The 20,645-nt window shown below is 43.9% G+C and carries 21 protein-coding genes and 1 other annotated feature; all 21 genes read right to left on the reverse strand.

The window, feature by feature from the left end:
• Nucleotides 1–4: 4 nt before the first annotated feature.
• The gene (rplV, locus tag BVG16_RS30360) at nt 5–337 is read right to left on the reverse strand and encodes a 50S ribosomal protein L22 (protein WP_078502946.1); all 333 of its coding nucleotides are present in this window, start codon (nt 335–337) and stop codon (nt 5–7) included.
• A gap of 33 nt (nt 338–370) precedes the next feature.
• Entirely contained in the window at nt 371–649 is a 279-nt protein-coding gene (gene rpsS, locus BVG16_RS30365) for a 30S ribosomal protein S19 (RefSeq protein ID WP_078502947.1), read from the reverse strand.
• Nucleotides 650–717: 68 nt separating this feature from the next.
• On the reverse strand, nt 718–1,548 hold the full coding sequence (rplB, locus tag BVG16_RS30370) for a 50S ribosomal protein L2 (protein WP_078502948.1): 831 nt from the start codon (nt 1,546–1,548) through the stop codon (nt 718–720).
• 31 nt (nt 1,549–1,579) lie between these two features.
• On the reverse strand, nt 1,580–1,870 hold the full coding sequence (gene rplW / locus BVG16_RS30375; protein ID WP_078502949.1) for a 50S ribosomal protein L23: 291 nt from the start codon (nt 1,868–1,870) through the stop codon (nt 1,580–1,582).
• Nucleotides 1,870–2,493 carry a 50S ribosomal protein L4 gene (gene rplD, locus BVG16_RS30380; RefSeq protein ID WP_078502950.1) on the reverse strand — a complete coding sequence of 208 codons (624 nt, stop codon included), beginning with the start codon at nt 2,491–2,493 and terminating at the stop codon, nt 1,870–1,872. The genes rplW and rplD overlap by 1 nt, the downstream gene beginning before the upstream one ends.
• Nucleotides 2,494–2,518: 25 nt before the next feature.
• The gene (gene rplC, locus BVG16_RS30385) at nt 2,519–3,142 is read right to left on the reverse strand and encodes a 50S ribosomal protein L3 (protein ID WP_078502951.1); all 624 of its coding nucleotides are present in this window, start codon (nt 3,140–3,142) and stop codon (nt 2,519–2,521) included.
• Nucleotides 3,143–3,180: 38 nt separating this feature from the next.
• Nucleotides 3,181–3,489 (reverse strand): 30S ribosomal protein S10, encoded by a 309-nt coding sequence (rpsJ, locus tag BVG16_RS30390; protein ID WP_005544556.1) that lies wholly within the window; start codon nt 3,487–3,489, stop codon nt 3,181–3,183.
• A 339-nt stretch (nt 3,490–3,828) separates the two neighbouring features.
• Nucleotides 3,829–5,019: an elongation factor Tu gene (tuf, locus tag BVG16_RS30395; RefSeq protein ID WP_078502952.1), complete on the reverse strand. Its 1,191-nt coding sequence runs from the start codon at nt 5,017–5,019 to the stop codon at nt 3,829–3,831.
• Nucleotides 5,020–5,110: 91 nt separating this feature from the next.
• On the reverse strand, nt 5,111–7,180 hold the full coding sequence (fusA, locus tag BVG16_RS30400; RefSeq protein WP_078502953.1) for an elongation factor G: 2,070 nt from the start codon (nt 7,178–7,180) through the stop codon (nt 5,111–5,113).
• Between the two features lie 68 nt (nt 7,181–7,248).
• On the reverse strand, nt 7,249–7,719 hold the full coding sequence (gene rpsG, locus BVG16_RS30405) for a 30S ribosomal protein S7 (RefSeq protein WP_018759715.1): 471 nt from the start codon (nt 7,717–7,719) through the stop codon (nt 7,249–7,251).
• A 49-nt stretch (nt 7,720–7,768) separates the two neighbouring features.
• Nucleotides 7,769–8,188 carry a 30S ribosomal protein S12 gene (gene rpsL, locus BVG16_RS30410; protein ID WP_078502954.1) on the reverse strand — a complete coding sequence of 140 codons (420 nt, stop codon included), beginning with the start codon at nt 8,186–8,188 and terminating at the stop codon, nt 7,769–7,771.
• Nucleotides 8,189–8,317: 129 nt separating this feature from the next.
• On the reverse strand, nt 8,318–8,569 hold the full coding sequence (locus BVG16_RS30415) for a ribosomal L7Ae/L30e/S12e/Gadd45 family protein (RefSeq protein ID WP_078502955.1): 252 nt from the start codon (nt 8,567–8,569) through the stop codon (nt 8,318–8,320).
• A gap of 147 nt (nt 8,570–8,716) precedes the next feature.
• Nucleotides 8,717–12,373, reverse strand: coding sequence for a DNA-directed RNA polymerase subunit beta' (gene rpoC / locus BVG16_RS30420; protein ID WP_408635403.1), 3,657 nt, complete (start codon nt 12,371–12,373; stop codon nt 8,717–8,719).
• Nucleotides 12,374–12,405: 32 nt separating this feature from the next.
• Entirely contained in the window at nt 12,406–15,951 is a 3,546-nt protein-coding gene (gene rpoB / locus BVG16_RS30425) for a DNA-directed RNA polymerase subunit beta (RefSeq protein ID WP_078502957.1), read from the reverse strand.
• A gap of 418 nt (nt 15,952–16,369) precedes the next feature.
• The gene (locus tag BVG16_RS30430) at nt 16,370–16,981 is read right to left on the reverse strand and encodes a class I SAM-dependent methyltransferase (protein WP_078502958.1); all 612 of its coding nucleotides are present in this window, start codon (nt 16,979–16,981) and stop codon (nt 16,370–16,372) included.
• Nucleotides 16,982–17,350: 369 nt separating this feature from the next.
• The gene (gene rplL, locus BVG16_RS30435) at nt 17,351–17,716 is read right to left on the reverse strand and encodes a 50S ribosomal protein L7/L12 (RefSeq protein WP_078502959.1); all 366 of its coding nucleotides are present in this window, start codon (nt 17,714–17,716) and stop codon (nt 17,351–17,353) included.
• Nucleotides 17,717–17,769: 53 nt separating this feature from the next.
• Nucleotides 17,770–18,273 (reverse strand): 50S ribosomal protein L10, encoded by a 504-nt coding sequence (rplJ, locus tag BVG16_RS30440; RefSeq protein ID WP_078502960.1) that lies wholly within the window; start codon nt 18,271–18,273, stop codon nt 17,770–17,772.
• Between the two features lie 27 nt (nt 18,274–18,300).
• Nucleotides 18,301–18,454: a sequence feature (ribosomal protein L10 leader region), on the reverse strand.
• Nucleotides 18,455–18,541: 87 nt separating this feature from the next.
• Nucleotides 18,542–19,234: a 50S ribosomal protein L1 gene (rplA, locus tag BVG16_RS30445; RefSeq protein WP_078502961.1), complete on the reverse strand. Its 693-nt coding sequence runs from the start codon at nt 19,232–19,234 to the stop codon at nt 18,542–18,544.
• A 151-nt stretch (nt 19,235–19,385) separates the two neighbouring features.
• The gene (gene rplK / locus BVG16_RS30450) at nt 19,386–19,811 is read right to left on the reverse strand and encodes a 50S ribosomal protein L11 (RefSeq protein ID WP_018759725.1); all 426 of its coding nucleotides are present in this window, start codon (nt 19,809–19,811) and stop codon (nt 19,386–19,388) included.
• 71 nt (nt 19,812–19,882) lie between these two features.
• Nucleotides 19,883–20,416: a transcription termination/antitermination protein NusG gene (gene nusG, locus BVG16_RS30455; protein ID WP_078502962.1), complete on the reverse strand. Its 534-nt coding sequence runs from the start codon at nt 20,414–20,416 to the stop codon at nt 19,883–19,885.
• Nucleotides 20,417–20,438: 22 nt separating this feature from the next.
• Nucleotides 20,439–20,609, reverse strand: coding sequence for a preprotein translocase subunit SecE (gene secE, locus BVG16_RS30460; RefSeq protein WP_078502984.1), 171 nt, complete (start codon nt 20,607–20,609; stop codon nt 20,439–20,441).
• Between the last annotated feature and the right edge of the window lie 36 nt (nt 20,610–20,645).

Genomic DNA, 20,645 nt, shown 5'->3' on the forward strand with positions numbered 1-20,645 from the left:
CTCCTTATTTCTCAGATACCACCAAAGTAATGTGGCTTGTTCTCTTATTGATCCGGCTTGCACGTCCCATTGCACGAGGGCGGAAACGTTTCATTGTCGGACCTTGGTTAGCGAACACTTCAGTAACAACTAATTTATTTACGTCCATCGAATAGTTGTGTTCTGCATTAGCAATTGCCGAGTTTAACAACTTCTCTACTACTGGAGAAGCAGCTTTCGGCGTGTGACGAAGAATTGCGATTGCTTCGCCTGCTTTCTTGCCGCGGATCAAGTCAATTACGAGTTGAACTTTACGAGCAGCAATACGAACATTCTTTGCATGTGCTTTCGCTTGCATTGAGTAACCTCCTCTCAAACATTTAAAGGCTTATTAGCGTTTGCCTGTTTTCTTATCGTCATCATGACCTTTGTACGTACGTGTTGGAGCAAATTCGCCTAGCTTATGTCCAACCATATCTTCCGTTACATACACCGGTACGTGTTTGCGGCCATCGTATACACCAAATGTGTGTCCGATGAACTGTGGGAAAATAGTAGAGCGACGGGACCAAGTTTTGATCACGACTTTCTTACCATTAGCGTCCACTTCTTCAACTTTCTTTAACAAGTAACCATCGATAAATGGTCCTTTTTTAAGACTGCGACCCATGTGTGAATCCTCCCTTCACCAATCCATTCGTTCCGCATTACGCGGAACGTGTTAAAGGTAAACATATATTATTTCGTGCGACGACGAATGATATATTTATCAGAAGCTTTGTTTTTCTTACGAGTTTTGTAACCAAGAGTCGGTTTACCCCATGGAGACATCGGGGATTTACGTCCGATTGGAGCACGACCTTCACCACCACCGTGAGGGTGATCGTTCGGGTTCATTACTACCCCGCGGACTTCAGGACGTTTGCCCAACCAACGGGAGCGACCTGCTTTACCGATTTTTACTAGCTCGTGATCTCCGTTACCTACAGATCCGATTGTTGCACGGCAAACTTTCAACAACTTGCGAACTTCGCCAGAAGACAAACGAACAGATACATAACGTTCTTCTTTACCAAGCAATTGCGCTTCAGTACCCGCAGCACGTACTAATTGTCCACCTTTACCAGGTTGTAACTCGATGTTGTGGATAACTGTACCTACTGGAATATTTTCAAGTGCAAGTGCGTTACCGATTTTGATGTCAGCTGTTGGGCCAGACATAATTTCGTCTCCAACTTTCAAACCTTTTGGAGCGATGATGTAACGTTTCTCACCATCAGCATAATTGATCAACGCAATGTTGGAAGTACGGTTCGGGTCATACTCGATTGTAGCAACGCGACCTGGTATTCCATCTTTAGTACGTTTGAAGTCAATAATACGGTATTTACGCTTGTGTCCACCACCATGGTGACGAACTGTAATTTTACCCATGTTATTACGACCCGCAGTTTTGCTGAGTGGTGCTAACAATGATTTCTCCGGAACATCTGTTGTGATCTCTTCAAATGTCGATACCGACATATGACGTCGAGCCGGGGATGTTGGTTTATACTTTTTAATTGGCACGTAGTTTCCCTCCTTACTTTAAAAATAGATCTTATGCTTGCTCAAAAATTTCAATCGCTTTGCTGTCCGCGCTTAACGATACGATAGCTTTCTTCCACTCAGAAGTGTATCCGGAGTGACGTCCATAACGTTTCGGTTTCGCTGGAACGCGCATTACGTTGACTTTTTTAACTTTTACGCCAAAAATAGCTTCGATCGCTTGTTTAACCTCGGTTTTGTTCGAACGCATATCAACTTCAAATGCATATTTCATTTCAGCCATATAGTCGCTCGTACGTTCCGTGATTACGGGGCGCTTGATAATATCGCGAGGATCCTTCATTACGCGAACACCTCCTCTACTTTCTGAACTGCTTCTTTCGTAATGATCAATTGATCATAAACCATTACGTCCAAAACGTTAATGCCGTCAGCTGCTACGAATTTAACACCAGGGATGTTACGAGCAGATAGAGCAACATTATCATCATAGCTAGGTGTAACAACTAAAGCTTTGCGTTCTACTTTCAAGTTGTTCAAAATAGCTACGATATCTTTTGTTTTCGGTGCGTTCAATGCTAGTTGATCCAATACGATGATTTGGTTTTCCAATACTTTGGAAGACAAAGCAGATTTGATCGCTAGACGACGAACCTTTTTAGGCAATTTAAAGGAGTAGCTGCGCGGTGTTGGTCCAAATACGATACCGCCGCCTTTCCATTGTGGCGCACGAATCGAACCTTGACGAGCACGTCCAGTTCCTTTTTGTTTCCATGGTTTACGACCACCGCCGCGAACCTCAGAACGACCTTTAACTTTGTGAGTTCCTTGACGAACTGCAGCTTGTTGAAGCAATACTGCTTCATGCATTGCATGTACGTGTGGTTGAATACCGAACACAGTGTCCGCCAATTCAATTTCACCAACTTGAGCTCCGCTCACGTTATATAAAGATACTTTTGGCATTTCTAGTTCCTCCTTCCTTTAGCGATTACTTCTTCACCGTGGATTTTATTTTCACGAAGCTGTTTTTCGCACCTGGAATGGAACCTTTAACGAGAATTACGTTACGTTCTGTATCCACACGAACAACTTCTAATTTTTGAATTGTTACAGTTTCTGCTCCCATATGTCCTGGAAGGTGTTTACCTTTTGGAACACGGTTCGCTTGAATCGAACCCATGGAACCTGGTCCGCGATGGTAACGAGAACCGTGAGTCATAGGACCACGACTTTGTCCCCAACGTTTGATCGTACCAGTGAAACCTTTACCTTTGGAAATACCAGTTACGTCAACAAACTCGCCTGCTGCGAACAAGTCAGCTTTTAATTCTTGGCCAACTTCATATGCCGCAAAATCAACACCGCGAATTTCACGAACGTAGCGCTTAGGAGCCGTATTGGCTTTTTTCGCATGTGCAGTTTCAGGTTTGTTAGCATTTTTTTCTTTCTTATCAGCAAAACCGACTTGAATTGCTTCGTAGCCGTCATTCTCAACGTCTTTCTTTTGAAGAACTACGCAAGGACCTGCTTCGATAACAGTAACCGGAATTACATTACCTTCTGGTGTAAAGACTTGAGTCATTCCTAACTTTTTACCTAAGATACCTTTCATGTTGACACCTCTTTTCCTTTCATTCTTCCAAGCTTAAATTACAATTTAATTTCGATATCTACACCGGACGGTAAATCCAAGCGCATTAAGGCATCCACAGTTTGTGGTGTTGGGTTAACAATGTCGATCAAACGCTTGTGTGTGCGCATTTCGAATTGTTCCCGAGAATCCTTATACTTGTGTACCGCACGGAGAATAGTAATGATTTGTTTCTCAGTCGGAAGCGGAATCGGTCCGGATACACCTGCACCTGAACGTTTTGCCGTTTCAACGATTTTCTCTGCGGATTGATCAAGAATTCTGTGATCATAAGCTTTCAAACGAATACGAATTTTTTGCTTTGCCATTTTAGTCCCTCCTTCTATCGCCCAATTTGGTATCGGACATACTCCGTGAAAATTCTCTGACGCACTCCCCATGGCAAAGGGGCCGGGTGTGTCAGCAACCTCTCACATCATCGCAACGTCACAGAACAACATTCACTATTATACATAAATGTATAGGCTTTTGCAAGCGAAAATATCGAATGAAAACTTACATCCGATTTTCTTCCATATATATGTTGTTTTTTCGAGCCCGATCTCATGCTTCCTCTATATAATATGTCGCTTACCATCCTTAATCATGCTAGTAGAATTAAAAAAGCCCACATCCGAAGATGTGAGCTTTTACATTCGCTAGGCGAATTATTTGATGATTGTAGCAACCGCACCTGCACCTACTGTACGGCCACCTTCGCGGATCGCGAAGCGAGTACCTTCTTCAATCGCGATTGGAGCGATCAAGTTAACAGTAACTGTGATGTTGTCACCAGGCATAACCATTTCAGTACCTTCTGGAAGGTTGATGATACCTGTAACGTCAGTTGTACGGAAGTAGAACTGTGGACGGTAACCAGTGAAGAAAGGCTTGTGACGGCCACCCTCTTCTTTAGTCAATACGTATACTTGAGCATTGAACTCAGTATGAGGTTTAACTGAACCTGGTTTGGATAATACTTGACCACGCTCGATGTCATTGCGGTCTACACCACGAAGAAGGGCACCGATGTTGTCACCCGCTTGAGCGGAATCCAACAATTTACGGAACATCTCTACGCCTGTTACAACGCATTTACGAGTTTCTTCAGTGATACCAACGATTTCAACTTCATCCTGTACTTTAACAGTACCACGTTCTACACGACCTGTAGCAACAGTACCACGACCTGTGATCGAGAATACGTCCTCGACAGGCATCAAGAAAGGCTTGTCAGTTTCACGTTCTGGTTGTGGGATATAAGTATCGACTTGTTCGAACAATTCGATAATTTTGTCAGCCCAAGGACCATCTGGGTTTTGCAATGCTTCACGAGCAGAACCACGGATGATTGGAGTGTCGTCGCCAGGGAATTCGTATTCGCTAAGAAGGTCACGAATTTCCATTTCAACCAACTCAAGCAACTCTTCGTCTTCAACCATGTCGCATTTGTTCATAAATACAACGATGTAAGGAACCCCTACTTGGCGAGACAACAAGATGTGCTCACGAGTTTGTGGCATAGGACCGTCAGAAGCGGATACTACTAGGATCGCTCCGTCCATTTGTGCAGCACCAGTGATCATGTTTTTAACATAGTCGGCGTGACCTGGGCAGTCTACGTGTGCGTAGTGACGGTTAGGTGTTTCGTACTCAACGTGTGATGTTGAGATTGTGATACCGCGTTCGCGCTCTTCTGGAGCTTTGTCGATTTGGTCGAATGCAATTGCAGCACCGCCATATCTTTTGGACAATACAGTTGTGATTGCAGCTGTAAGAGTTGTTTTACCATGGTCAACGTGACCGATTGTACCGATGTTAACATGCGGTTTATTACGTTCAAACTTAGCCTTTGCCATTTGAAACGATGCCTCCTTAATATATAGGAAATTATATTGTTCCTCGTAGGAGTCTGACGTATCATTCACCTACGTGGTTAGTAAACAGTTATTAGCCTTTTTTCGAAACGATCTCTTCAGCGATACTGCGTGGTACTTCTTCATAGTGAGAAAGTTCCATTGCGAATACGCCGCGTCCTTGTGTACCGGAACGAAGAGTTGTGGAATAACCGAACATCTCAGCGAGAGGTACCTTAGCACGGATAATTTGAGCTCCACCACGGGAATCCATACCTTCGATACGACCACGACGGGAGTTCAACATACCCATAACGTCGCCCATGTACTCTTCAGGAACTGTAACTTCAACTTTCATGATTGGCTCAAGAAGGATAGGGTTACATTTTTCTTTCGCCGCTTTAAGCGCCATGGAACCCGCGATCTTAAACGCCATCTCATTGGAGTCAACGTCATGATAAGATCCATCAAAGATAGTAGCTTTGACATCAACAAGCGGGAAGCCAGCTAGTACGCCGTTCTTCATCGCTTCTTCGATACCTGCAAGTGCTGGTGCAATGTATTCACGAGGAACCGATCCACCAACAACTTTACTTTCGAATTTAGAGCCTGCTCCAGCTTCCTGTGGTTCGAACTCGACCCATACGTGACCGTATTGACCGCGACCACCGGACTGACGAACAAACTTACCTTCGACCTTAGCTGATGATTTGAATGTTTCACGGTAAGCAACTTGTGGTTTACCTACGTTAGTCTCCACTTTAAATTCGCGACGCATACGGTCAACGATAATATCAAGGTGAAGTTCACCCATACCAGCAAGGATTGTTTGACCAGTTTCTTCATCTGTGTGCGCTCTTAACGTTGGATCTTCCTCTGTTAATTTACCAAGCGCAACACCCATTTTGTCTTGGTCAGCTTTGGTTTTTGGTTCTACAGCGATTTGAATTACCGGATCAGGGAAGTTCATGGATTCCAAGATAATCGGTGCTTTCTCATCACATAGTGTATCACCTGTACCTGTATCTTTCAAACCAACCGCAGCAGCGATATCACCTGAATATACAACGTCAATCTCTTGACGGCTATTCGCGTGCATTTGAAGGATACGACCGATACGCTCACGTTTGCCTTTTGTTGCATTCAATACGTATGATCCGGAGCTAAGAACACCAGAGTACACACGGAAGAATGTCAATTTACCAACGTAAGGATCCGTCATGATTTTAAACGCAAGAGCTGAGAACGGCTCTTCATCAGAAGAATGACGTACTTCTTCAGCACCATCTTCAAGATGTCCATTGATCGCAGGAACGTCAGTCGGAGCTGGCAAGAAATCAATAACAGCATCCAAAATTAATTGAACGCCTTTATTTCTATAAGAAGAACCACAAATAACCGGGAAGATTTTAACATCACAAACCCCTTTACGAAGCGCAGCTTTGATCTCAGGGATAGTAATTTCTTCACCTTCAAGGTATTTCATTGTTAATTCTTCGTCAAGCTCAGCAACCTTCTCAATTAACTCATTGCGAAGTTCTTCAACTTTGTCTTTGAATTCCGCAGGCACTTCGATAACATCGATATCTTTACCGAGATCATCTTTGAAGATGTGTGCAACATTCTCGATAATATCGATGATACCTTTAAACTCATTTTCAGCACCGATCGGAAGTTGAATCGCTACAGCATTCGCTTGCAAACGATCTTTCATCGTCTCGATAACATTCAAAAAGTCAGCGCCAGTTGTATCCATCTTATTGACATAAGCAATACGAGGAACGCCATAACGGTCAGCTTGTCTCCAAACTGTCTCGGATTGAGGCTCAACGCCTTCTTTAGCACTAAATACACCAACTGCCCCATCTAATACGCGAAGGGAACGTTCTACTTCAACAGTGAAGTCAACGTGACCCGGAGTATCAATGATATTAACGCGGTGACCTTTCCAAGCAGCAGTCGTAGCAGCGGAAGTAATCGTGATTCCGCGCTCTTGCTCTTGCTCCATCCAGTCCATTGTCGCAGCACCTTCGTGAACTTCACCGATTTTGTGCGTACGGCCTGTATAGAACAAAATGCGCTCAGTCGTAGTTGTCTTACCAGCATCAATATGCGCCATGATCCCGATATTGCGGGTATTAGTTAAGGAGAACTCTCTTGCCATGGAACGGTCTCCCTTCAAAATCTTTAGTATAGTGGCGCGGGCACCGAAGTACCCACGCTATTTCAATCCTACCAGCGGTAGTGTGCGAATGCTTTGTTAGCTTCCGCCATTTTGTGTGTGTCTTCACGTTTTTTAACGGAAGCACCTGTATTGTTGGATGCATCTAGAATTTCAGCTGCTAGACGCTCTTCCATTGTTTTCTCACCGCGATTGCGGGAGTAGTTCACGAGCCAACGTAAACCTAAAGCTGTACGTCTCTCAGGTTTAACTTCGATCGGCACTTGATAGTTTGCACCACCAACACGACGAGCTTTAACCTCAAGAACTGGCATAATATTTTTGATTGCTGCTTCAAACACTTCCATAGGATCTTTACCGGAACGTTCTTGGATCAACTTGAACGCATCGTAAAGAATTGTTTGAGCAACACCTCTTTTACCATCAAGCATGATGCGGTTGATCAAGCGAGTAACTAACTTGCTGTTATACACCGGATCTGGCAACACGTCTCTTTTCGTAACTGGACCTTTGCGTGGCATTGTAATCCCCCTTTCCCAATAATTCAATTTCGCAATTTACTCACGTAAATTATTTTTTAGCTTTTGGACGTTTCGTACCGTATTTCGAACGAGATTGCATACGGTTATTCACACCTGCAGTATCCAATGCACCGCGAACGATATGGTAACGTACCCCTGGAAGGTCTTTTACCCGTCCACCACGTACTAATACGACACTGTGTTCTTGCAAGTTGTGTCCGATACCTCCGATATAAGCTGTAACCTCTACACGGTTCGTCAAACGAACACGGGCATATTTACGAAGCGCGGAGTTCGGTTTTTTCGGAGTCATTGTACCTACACGAGTACATACACCACGTTTTTGTGGAGCGCTCAAATCAGTCTCTTCACGTTTAAGTGCGTTAAATCCTTTTTGAAGTGCTGGGGATTTTGACTTAGTGATTTTCGCTTGACGTCCTTTACGAACTAGCTGGTTAATTGTTGGCATGTTGCCACCCCCTTCCCATATTTTTAACCTTCATAAACCTTCAACATAAGTCCACAGACCCAGGTGGTTCATTTAAAGACAAATGAAATGTCTTTGCAATACTTCCGCATCACAAAAACATCGGTTTAACTATTCATTTACAATGGCTACCATCGCTGCACCAACATCGATCCCGCAAGCTTTGCCGAGATTCTTCATCGTGTCCACGTAGGTAATCTTCACATCCATACTCTTGCATAACAGAATAACTTTGGATGTAACTCTCGAATCGGCATCTTCTGCGATGTATACCTCTGTTGCTTTGCCGAGTTCAACCATTCGGATCGTTTGTTTCGTGCCAACGCGAATATTCTCTTCCTGTAATCCTTTTTCATTAGACATTAAACTCATCCTCCAAAAGAACAGGTGACTATCTCTCAGGCACACTTCGATATATTAGCATTTCGCTAGACCAATGTCAAGAAAAAGATGCAAGAAATGCGAGATTTGCTAATTTCCAAATCATACATTTCTTGCACCGTTCATCATTTACTCAACTGTAACGGTTTCTAACGATGATTCTTCTGTTACTTCTGCCTCAGGTTCGACAAATTTAACACTACGGTAACGGTTCATACCAGTACCTGCAGGGATCAATTTACCGATAATTACATTTTCCTTCAAGCCGAGCAATTGGTCGACTTTACCTTTAATCGCTGCATCTGTAAGAACACGTGTTGTTTCTTGGAAAGATGCCGCAGATAGGAAGGAATCTGTTTCAAGAGATGCTTTCGTAATCCCGAGCAAGACTGGTTTTGCAACCGCTGGCTCTTTATCTGCAAGGATCGCTTCTTTATTCTGTGCTTCATATTCATGAATATCCACGAATGCGCCAGGCAAGAGCGTTGTTTCACCTGCATCGATAATACGGATTTTACGAAGCATTTGTTTGATCATAACCTCAACGTGTTTATCGTTGATTTCTACCCCTTGGTTACGATATACGCGTTGTACTTCTTGCAGAATGTAGTTCTGCACACCGCGAATACCTTTAATCCGGAGCATTTCCTTCGGATCGATCGAACCATCTGTCAACTCATCGCCGGCTTCAATCGCTTTACCTTCGTAGACGCGAATACGTGATCCATAAGTAACAGCATAGACTTTCGTCTCAGCTTCCCCTTGAACTTCGATTTCACGACGATCTTTGGTTTCGCGAATTTCTTTGACGACACCATCGATTTCGGTAATAATAGCTTGCCCTTTCGGATTCCGTGCTTCGAAAAGCTCTTGGATACGAGGCAAACCTTGTGTAATATCGTCTCCCGCAACGCCCCCGGTATGGAACGTACGCATTGTAAGCTGGGTTCCCGGCTCACCGATCGATTGAGCAGCGATAATACCAACCGCTTCCCCGATCTCAACGTGTTTACCTGTTGCAAGGTTACGTCCGTAACAAATCTTACATACGCCATGACGCGCACGGCAGCTAAGAACGGAACGAATTTGAATTCTTTCCATACCGTCAGATCTCATCAACGCACCCGTACTAATTAATTCTTCCGCTTTGTCAGAATCAATCAATTCATTACGATGAACGATGACCTCGCCGGTTTGTGGATGTTTAACTGTTTCGAATGAGTAACGTCCTTCAATACGGTCATACAGATCTTCAATAATCTCTTTACCGTCTTGAATACGGCTTACAGTAAATCCTTTATCTGTTCCACAATCGTCTTCACGGATGATTACGTCTTGGGCAACGTCAACGAGACGACGAGTCAAGTACCCTGAATCGGCTGTACGAAGCGCTGTATCGGCCAAACCTTTACGCGCACCATGCGTCGAAATAAAGTATTCCAAGACCGTTAGGCCCTCACGGAAGTTCGATTTGATTGGCAACTCGATGATACGACCTGATGGATTGGCCATCAGACCACGCATACCGCCCAGCTGGGTAATCTGCGATTTGTTACCCCGTGCTTTGGAATCCACCATGAGCATAATGGAGTTGTAACGATCCATTGATTTCATGAGGATGTCTGTCAACTGATCTTTGGTTTTACTCCAAATTTCAATAACACGGTCATAACGTTCTTCCGTTGTGATCAAACCACGACGGTATTGGTTCGTAACTACACGAACTTTTTCATCGGATTCTTTCAGCAGTTGTACTTTTTCTGGCGGTACAATAACGTCGGAAACGGCGATACTGATACCAGCCTTCGTGGAGTACGTAAAGCCAAGCTGCTTGATCGCATCCAGAATAACGGATGTTTTGGTTGTATGGTACGTTTCAAAACATCTCGCGATGATTTGACCCAGGTAATCTTTACCTACCGCACCAGATTGCGGAACATTATTGATGAATTCCCGAACATCGGTACCTTTTTCATAAATGAAATAGTGATCCGGCGTACCTTGGAATAGGTTTGTTTTTGTTGCTTCGTTAATGTATGGGAACGAATCTGGGAAGATCTCGTTGAAGATAATCCGTCCCACGTTTGTCACGATCAATGCATCTTGTTGACGATCCGTAAATGTTTTCTTATTCAACGCTTTAACAGGAATCGCCACACGTGCATGCAAGGATGCAGAACCGCGTTGGTAAGCAGAGACAGCTTCGTTCACATTCGCGAAGATTGTACCTGACCCTTTGGCTTCTTTGTTATCCATTGTCAAGTAGAAGGAACCCAGAACCATATCCTGAGATGGCGTTACAACTGGCTTACCATCTTTAGGGTTCAAGATGTTACCAGATGCAAGCATCAAGATACGAGCTTCTGCTTGAGCTTCTGCTGATAATGGAACGTGAACCGCCATTTGGTCACCGTCAAAGTCAGCGTTATACGCTGTACATACGAGCGGATGCAGCTTAATTGCGCGTCCTTCGACCAAAGTTGGTTCAAACGCCTGAATACCAAGTCTGTGAAGCGTCGGGGCACGGTTTAGAAGAACTGGGTGTTCTTTGATGACTTCTTCGAGGACATCCCATACTTCCGCACTTACGCGTTCCACTTTACGTTTCGCACTCTTAATATTGTGTGCAAGACCTTTATTCACAAGCTCTTTCATAACGAAAGGCTTGAACAATTCTAGTGCCATTTCTTTTGGAAGACCACATTGGAACATTTTCAAGCTAGGTCCTACAACGATAACAGAACGACCAGAGTAGTCAACACGTTTACCGAGCAAGTTCTGACGGAAACGACCTTGTTTACCTTTTAGCATATGGCTAAGAGATTTCAAAGGACGGTTACCCGGACCTGTTACAGGACGACCGCGACGGCCGTTATCAATCAATGCATCAACCGCTTCTTGAAGCATACGCTTCTCATTCTGAACGATGATATCAGGCGCACCAAGATCGAGTAGACGTTTCAAACGGTTGTTCCGGTTGATTACACGACGGTACAAATCATTCAAGTCAGATGTTGCAAAGCGACCCCCGTCCAATTGAACCATTGGGCGAAGTTCCGGTGGAATAACCGGCAATACATCAAGAATCATCCAATCTGGTTGGTTACCAGAGTTACGGAATGCTTCGATAACCTCAAGGCGTTTGATCGCACGATTACGACGTTGTCCTTGAGCTGTGCGAAGTTCTTCTTTCAAGAAATCTAGTTCTTTTGCTACATCGATGTCTTGAAGAAGTTTTTTCACGGCTTCAGCACCCATGCCGGCTTGGAAACCGTAGCCGTATTTTTCACGGTAACTACGATATTCCTTCTCGGAGAGAAGTTGTTTCTTCTCAAGCGGTGTATCTCCTGGATCCGTTACAACATAAGATGCAAAGTAGATAATTTCCTCAAGCGAACGAGGAGACATATCGAGTGCTAAACCCATGCGGCTTGGAATCCCTTTGAAATACCAAATGTGAGAGACAGGGGCAGCCAACTCAATATGCCCCATACGCTCACGACGCACTTTCGCGCGCGTTACTTCTACACCACAACGGTCACAGACTACACCTTTGTAGCGAACACGTTTATATTTACCGCAATGACATTCCCAGTCTTTAGTTGGGCCGAAAATCTTTTCACAGAACAGCCCTTCTTTTTCCGGTTTTAAGGTACGATAGTTAATCGTTTCCGGCTTTTTTACTTCTCCGCGGGACCAAGACCGAATTTTATCTGGCGATGCCAATCCAATCTTCATAAACTCGAAATTGTTTACGTCCATCAAGGAGCAACCCTCCTTAACCATGCACTATTTGGCCTAGCTTATTACAACCTGTATTACTCAACGCCAGCTTCTGCACCTTCAAGGTTCAGGTTTAACTTATCACTGGTTACATCATCTTCATCATCAATTTCTTTCATTTCGATCTCTTCTTCGTTCTCAGTTAGGATTTTGACATCCATACCTAAACTTTGAAGCTCTTTTATCAATACTTTGAAGGATTCAGGAACGCCCGGTTCTGGAACATTCTCACCTTTAACGATCGATTCATACGTCTTCACGCGGCCGACAATATCATCGGACTTAACCGTAAGAATCTCTTGTAATGTGTAAGCAGCACCATAGGCTTCAAGCGCCCAAACCTCCATCTCACCGAAACGTTGTCCACCGAATTGAGCTTTACCACCCAATGGCTGTTGTGTAACGAGTGAGTATGGTCCTGTAGAACGGGCATGGATTTTATCGTCGACCATGTGCGCCAGTTTGATCATGTACATGACACCAACTGTAACTTCACGTTCGAACGTTTCACCCGTACGTCCGTCATACAATATAGTTTTACCATTACGCTGCATTCCTGCTTCTTCCATCGTATCGAACACGTCATACTCTGTCGCGCCGTCGAATACCGGTGTAGCACAGTGGATACCAAGCGCTTTTGCCGCCATTCCTAAGTGGACCTCGAGTACTTGACCGATGTTCATCCGCGATGGAACCCCTAGTGGGTTCAACACAACTTCAACTGGCGTACCATCTGGCAAGAACGGCATATCTTCTTCCGGTAAAATACGAGCAATAACCCCTTTGTTACCGTGACGTCCCGCCATTTTATCGCCTTCAGAGATTTTACGTTTTTGTGCGATGTATACACGGACAAGTTGATTCACGCCTGGTGGCAATTCATCACCGTTCTCACGTGTAAACACTTTAACGTCTACAACGATACCATCCGTACCATGCGGTACACGTAGGGACGTGTCACGAACTTCACGAGCTTTCTCACCGAAAATCGCGTGCAGCAAACGTTCTTCTGCTGTAAGTTCCGTAACCCCTTTAGGTGTTACTTTACCTACGAGAATGTCGCCTGCGCCGATTTCAGCACCGACACGGATAATACCGCGCTCATCCAAGTTCTTCAACGCTTCTTCCCCGACGTTCGGGATATCGCGAGTGATTTCTTCTGGTCCAAGCTTCGTATCACGAGCTTCCGATTCGTATTCCTCAATATGGATCGAGGTATATACATCTTCTTTAACCAGTTTTTCGTTCAAAAGGATCGCATCCTCGTAGTTGTAACCTTCCCAAGTCATGAAGGCAACAACAACGTTACGTCCCAATGCCAATTCACCTTGCTCTGTCGAAGGACCGTCTGCAAGAATATCGCCTTTTTTGACGATATCGCCTTTACGTGCCAATGGACGTTGGTTAATGCAAGTCCCTTGGTTCGAACGCATGAATTTATGCAATTTATGTTTAACCAAATCGCCTCTAACTTCTTTACCATCCACAATTTCAACGCGACGCACTTGAATTTCATTCGCAGATACACGTTCGATAACGCCATCATGCTTCGAAACGATACACACGCCCGAGTCTTTTGCAGATTTGTGTTCCATTCCTGTACCGATCAATGGAGCTTTCGGAATCAAGAGCGGAACGGCTTGCCGCTGCATGTTCGATCCCATCAACGCACGGTTGGAGTCATCGTTCTCTAAGAACGGAATCAACGCGGTCGCGACGGATACAACTTGCTTCGGAGATACGTCCATATAGTCAACGCGATCACTCGGCATCGTAACGATGTTATCCGACTGTTTGTTGTAACGAACAATAACACTTTCATCAGCAAACGTGTTATCTTCGTTCAATTCCGCATTCGCCTGAGCAACAACATAGTTGTACTCTTCATCGGCTGTCATATATGAAATTTGTTCTGTTACTTTACCTGTCTTCGGATCTACCCAACGATATGGAGCTTCAATAAAGCCATATTCGTTAATGCGGGCAAATGTCGACAAGGAGTTGATCAAACCGATGTTCGGTCCCTCTGGAGTCTCGATTGGACACATACGGCCATAGTGAGATGGATGCACGTCACGAACCTCAAAGCCTGCGCGTTCACGCGTCAAACCGCCGGGTCCTAGTGCGGACAAACGACGTTTGTGCGTCAACTCAGCAAGTGGATTCGTCTGATCCATAAACTGAGACAATTGTGAGCTACCGAAGAACTCTTTAATGGATGCAATCACCGGACGAATATTAATTAACGCTTGCGGCGTAATGACATTCGCATCTTGAATCGACATTCTCTCACGAACAACACGTTCCATACGAGAAAGACCGATACGGAATTGGTTCTGCAACAATTCACCAACAGAACGCAAACGACGGTTACCCAAGTGGTCAATATCGTCTGTGTCGCCGATGCCATGCAGCAAGTTAATGAAGTAGTTAATGGATGCCACGATATCTGCAGGCGTGATATTCTTAACCGTTTTATCGATAATCGCATTCGAAATTACTTTAATAACGCGCGATTCATCTTCTGGTGAGAATACGTTCACGATCTGAAGTGGAATACTATCTGCATCCAATACCCCGTTCGCTACGTGGTACGTTTTATAGTTCACATTTTCCTCAAGATGAGGCAAGATTTCATCCAACAAACGGCGGTCAATCATTTGACCAGCTTCCGCGATGATTTCGCCCGTTGTAGGACTCACCAGCGTTTCCGCTAAACGGTGGTTGAACAAACGGTTCTTGATGTGAAGTTTTTTATTCATTTTATAACGACCGACATTCGCCAAATCATAACGCTTCGGATCGAAGAAACGAGCTACAAGCAAGCTTTTCGCATTATCTAATGTCGGCGGCTCACCTGGACGTAGACGTTCGTAGATCTCGATCAACGCCTTCTCTGTGGAGTCGGTGTTGTCTTTATCTAAGGTGTTGCGGATGTATTCATCGTTGCCGAGCAAATCTAGAATTTCCGCATCTGTACCAAAGCCTAATGCTCTTAGTAATACGGTAACCGGAATTTTACGCGTACGATCAATACGAACATATATAATATCTTTCGCATCGGTTTCAAGTTCAAGCCAAGCACCGCGGTTTGGAATCACCGTTGCGGTATAAGTTTTCTTCGCGTTTTTATCAACTTTAGTGCTAAAATAGACGCTAGGAGAGCGAACCAACTGGCTGACAATTACCCGTTCTGCGCCGTTAATAATAAACGTGCCGGTCTCCGTCATTAGCGGAAAATCGCCCATGAAAACTTCTTGTTCTTTTACTTCTCCGGTTTCTTTGTTAATCAGCCGCACTTTGACTCGTAATGGAGCCGCATATGTTACGTCACGTTCCTTTGACTCGTCTACGGAATATTTCGGTTCACCCAGACTGTAATCGATAAATTCCAGAACTAAATTACCTGTGAAATCTTGGATTGGCGAAATATCTTGGAACATCTCACGCAAACCTTCATCCAAAAACCATTGGTATGATTTTTGTTGGATTTCAATTAGGTTCGGAATCTCGAGCACCTCGTTAATGCGTGCATAACTCCTCCGAGTGCGTCGACCATACTGAACAAGTTGTCCTGCCAACTTTAACTCACCCCTCATGTCTACTCACTAAAAATTTCGTTGCGAATCTATCCCATTATCCTTTATAATCCTGCCATACAGTTTTTTACGCTGACAGTTTCAAAAGTCTATGAAAAAGATTCAAAAGCACAAATAAAGAAAAGCCCTTATCGAAGTTATTTTTCGAAAAAAGAGCGTAATTCCAATTGTCCTTTCGTCTCTGATGCAATACCTTCATATCCAGTAGATTTACCCAAAATGTAAACATTATACGTCAAATGCCAATTTTCTATGCATAAACTGCGCTGAAAAATTTTCCTTGACATTTTAGCACAATAAAGACATGAAGACCATCCTAATACTGACATTTTATAATGATACCACACCCAAAAAACCAAGTCAACAAAGGGATAGGCATTTTTCTATAAATAATACGGATTTATGATTTCCTTTTTATGGATTTCAATATCCGGTATCCCTTATCCTTCCCAATCTCTTCCACATTGTCTTCTCCGAACAACTCTTCAAGCTTCGCTCTCGCTGATGGAGCCCCTTGTTTCTTCTGGATAACAATCCACAACGAACCATCTGCGTTCAAATGATCGTATGCCTCTGTAAAAATACGGTGTACTGTTTCTTTGCCGGCGCGAATCGGCGGATTTGTGAGAATGACGTCGAATGACTTACCTACTACCCTCTCAAAAAGATCGCTCTGTTCAATCGTTACATTATGAATTCCGTTCGCGCTGGCATTCTCCTTCGCAAGCTCAACTGCTCTCTCATTCACATCTACCATCGTAACATGCCCTTGCGGAGCCAAGAGGGCCGCTGAGAAGCCAATCGGTCCATAACCACAGCCTACATCAAGCACCTTCGCTTTCTCTGGGATCTCCATCAAATCAATTAAAACTTTACTCCCATAATCAACTCCGCCCTTCGAGAATACACCCGCATCCGTCACAAAACGCAGCTTCTTCCCTCTCAATGTTTCTTCGATCGTACGTCTCTGATGATCCACCGAGGGCTTGTTCGAGTAATAATGCTCTGACATTAACCGTCCTCCTGTTCTTGTTCTGTTTTGTATTATACAATAAACCCTCCATTTCTCAAAAGTTATTGATGATCTTGCTTCTGCTTCTTTCCATTCGAAAAATAAACGTTGTACCACACAAGTTTATTGCCTTTTCTTTCATACGCAAGAAGTCGAAGCGTGTCCGAAGGACGAAAGCGCTCATTGCACAATGTGACTTCACACCTCATCTTAAACTCATTCGACAAACTTTCGGGTGTCCAGAGGGCGAGTCCTCTGGGGTCCCCCTTTCAAAGGGGGATTTAGGGGGATGACAACAAAGAGGTACAAGGATTCTTCCTATCTACGCAAAAAAAGCCTTCCTGATAAACAGGAAGGCTTTTCGTTAAATTACTTAACTTCGATTGCTGCGCCAGCTTCTTCAAGCTTAGCTTTAACTGCTTCTGCTTCGTCTTTGCTAACTTTTTCTTTAAGTGCTTTTGGTGCGTTGTCAACAAGATCTTTAGCTTCTTTCAAGCCAAGGCCTGTAACTTCACGAACAACTTTGATAACGTTGATTTTGGAAGCGCCAGCGCTTGTCAAAATTACGTCGAATTCTGTTTGCTCAGCAGCGCCGCCGTCAGCAGCTCCACCAGCCATAACTGCTACAGGAGCTGCAGCTGTTACGCCAAATTCTTCTTCGATTGCTTTAACCAATTCGTTCAATTCTAAAACGTTCATACCTTTAATCGCTTCTAAGATTTGTTCTTTACTCATGGTAGAACCTCCATTAATTAGTATAGTTTTATGACGCGATGTGCATCGTTAATTTAAGCAGTTTCTTCTTGTTTTTCAGCAACAGCTTTAACTGCAAGTGCGAAGTTACGCACAGGAGCTTGAAGTACGCTAAGCAACATGGAGAGCAAACCTTCGCGTGACGGAAGTTCCGCCAAAGCTTTGATCTCTTCAGCCCCAACAACTTGACCTTCTACAACGCCGCCTTTGATTTTCAAAGCGTCGTTCTTCTTAGCAAAGCTGTTAAGAATTTTTGCAGGAGCAACAGCGTCGTCCGCACTAAATGCGATCGCTGTAGGACCTGTTAATACACTATCCAAATCTGTCAAATTAGCTTCAGCAGTCGCACGACGTACTAAAGTGTTTTTTAACACTTGGAATTCAACACCAGCTTCACGAAGTTGTTTACGAAGCTCAGTTACTTGAGAAACGTTCAATCCGCGGTAATCTGCAACAACCGTACTAGCGCTTTCGCGTAATTTTGCAGTTACTACTTCAACAGCTTCTTGTTTCGCCTGAATAACTTTTGCGTTTGCCAATCTGTACACCTCCTATTAAAATCTACACGAAGCATTAAAAAAGCCTCCGTAGAAACTACGAAGGCATGATGACTGTAATAGAATTTGCATAGCAATTCAATACAAGACTTTATCATAACACCTCGGTAGGAAATTAAGCATTTGTAGCACCTACTGTCTACGGTCAGCATATTCAACTTTGGAACAACTTTTACAGATTATCACGACTTTTGACGAATGTCAACGCCATTCCAATCATTCCCTATGCTTTACAGCAATGAGAAAGATCTTATCTGTAAGAAGCTGCGTTTACGCGAGCGCCAGGACCCATAGTCGAAGATACAGAAATGTTCTTCAAGTATACACCTTTTGCCGCAGCCGGTTTCGCTCTGTTCAATGCATCGATTAACGATTTAAAGTTCTCGTTTAATTTTTCAGCATCGAAAGATACTTTACCGATTGGAGCGTGAATTTGACCCGCTTTATCAAGACGATACTCAATTTTACCCGCTTTGATTTCTTGAACCGCTTGGGTAACGTTGAAAGTAACTGTTCCTGCTTTCGGGTTCGGCATTAGGCCTTTACCACCAAGTAGACGACCTAATTTACCAACTTCACTCATCATATCTGGTGTAGCTACGCAGACATCAAAGTCAAACCAGCCTTGTTGGATTTTGTTGATCATGTCAGCATCTCCAACATAGTCAGCGCCAGCAGCTTCTGCCTCTTTCGCTTTGTCACCTTTTGCAAATACAAGAACGCGTTTTGTTTTACCTGTTCCGTGAGGAAGGACAACAACACCGCGAACCGCTTGGTCTTGTTTACGAGGGTCTACACCCAAACGAACAGCAACTTCAACAGATTCGTCGAATTTTGCAGTCGCAGCCTTTTTCACAAGCTCAATAGCTTCCAAAGACTCGTATGTTGCTTCGCTATCAATAAGCTTAGCAGCTTCTAGGTATTTTTTACCGTGTTTAGCCATTGTTTTCTCCTCCTTTGTGGTTTTAGCGGAAAATCCTCCCACTTACGTGCTAACGAAGTTAGTCACGAGCGTGCCTGCACAGCAGGTCACGATACACGCCTGCGAAGCAGGTCGTGCAGTTCGAATGCGAAGCATTCTATATCGTTAACGATTAGTCAGCGATTGTGATACCCATACTGCGGGCAGTACCTTCAACCATACGCATTGCAGCTTCTACAGATGCAGCGTTCAAGTCAGGCATTTTTTGTTCTGCAATTTCACGAACAGTTGCGCGTTTAACAGTTGCAACTTTCTTCTTGTTCGGTTCGCCAGATCCTTTTTCGATCTTAGCAGCAACGCGAAGCAATACTGCAGCCGGTGGAGTTTTAGTGATAAATGTAAAGGAACGATCCTCAAACACAGTGATTTCAACAGGAATAATTAGACCCGCTTGATCTGCTGTACGAGCATTGAACTCTTTACAGAAAGCCATAATGTTAACACCCGCTTGACCCAATGCTGGACCGATTGGCGGTGCTGGATTTGCTTTCCCTGCAGGAACTTGCAGTTTCACCATTTTAATTACCTTTTTAGCCATGTGAAACACCTCCTTGCTCTAGTATGTGGTAGACGGGATGATTCCCTCCCACAAGAAACCAGACAAAATAATTATATCTTCTCCACTTGAGTGTAATCCAACTCTAGCGGGGTTTCTCGCCCAAACATGTTGACGTGAACTTTCAGCTTGCTTTTCTCGATAATAATTTCTTCTACCGATCCAACAAAATTCGCAAAAGGACCAACTTTGATACGCACAGATTCTTTCAAATCGAATTCGATTTTCGGTTTCGGCTCTTCCATACCCATGTGCTTCAGAATTTGTTCCACTTCTTCAGGCAACAGAGCTGTTGGTTTGGAACCAGAACCTGTAGAACCGACGAATCCCGTAACTCCTGGTGTATTGCGCACAACATACCAAGAATCATCGGTTTGGATCATTTCAACCAAGACATAACCAGGGTAAACTTTACGCATAACGGTTTTTTTCTTACCGTCTTTGTTCACCACTTCTTCTTCCATAGGAACAAGAACACGGAAAATCTTGTCTTTCATGTCCATAGACTCGACGCGCTTTTCTAAATTGGCTTTTACTTTGTTTTCATACCCTGAATAGGTATGAACGACGTACCATCTTTTCTCCATAACTAGCCACCCGGGACCCTTCTTAAATAATCGCTTCGACCAACGAAGAAATACCGATGTCAAGAACCCAGAAGTAAATCGTCATAAGCACAACTGTAAAAACTACAACCAGTGTATAGCTTGTCAACTCTTTACGACTAGGCCAGCGAACCTTTTTAAGCTCTGCCCAGCTTTCTGAGATGTAGGAAAACATAGATCCAAAGCTGCGTTTTACACTACCTACGAAAGA

The sequence above is a fragment of the Paenibacillus selenitireducens genome, from assembly GCF_002021565.1.
Lineage (GTDB): Bacteria > Bacillota > Bacilli > Paenibacillales > Paenibacillaceae > Paenibacillus_K > Paenibacillus_K selenitireducens.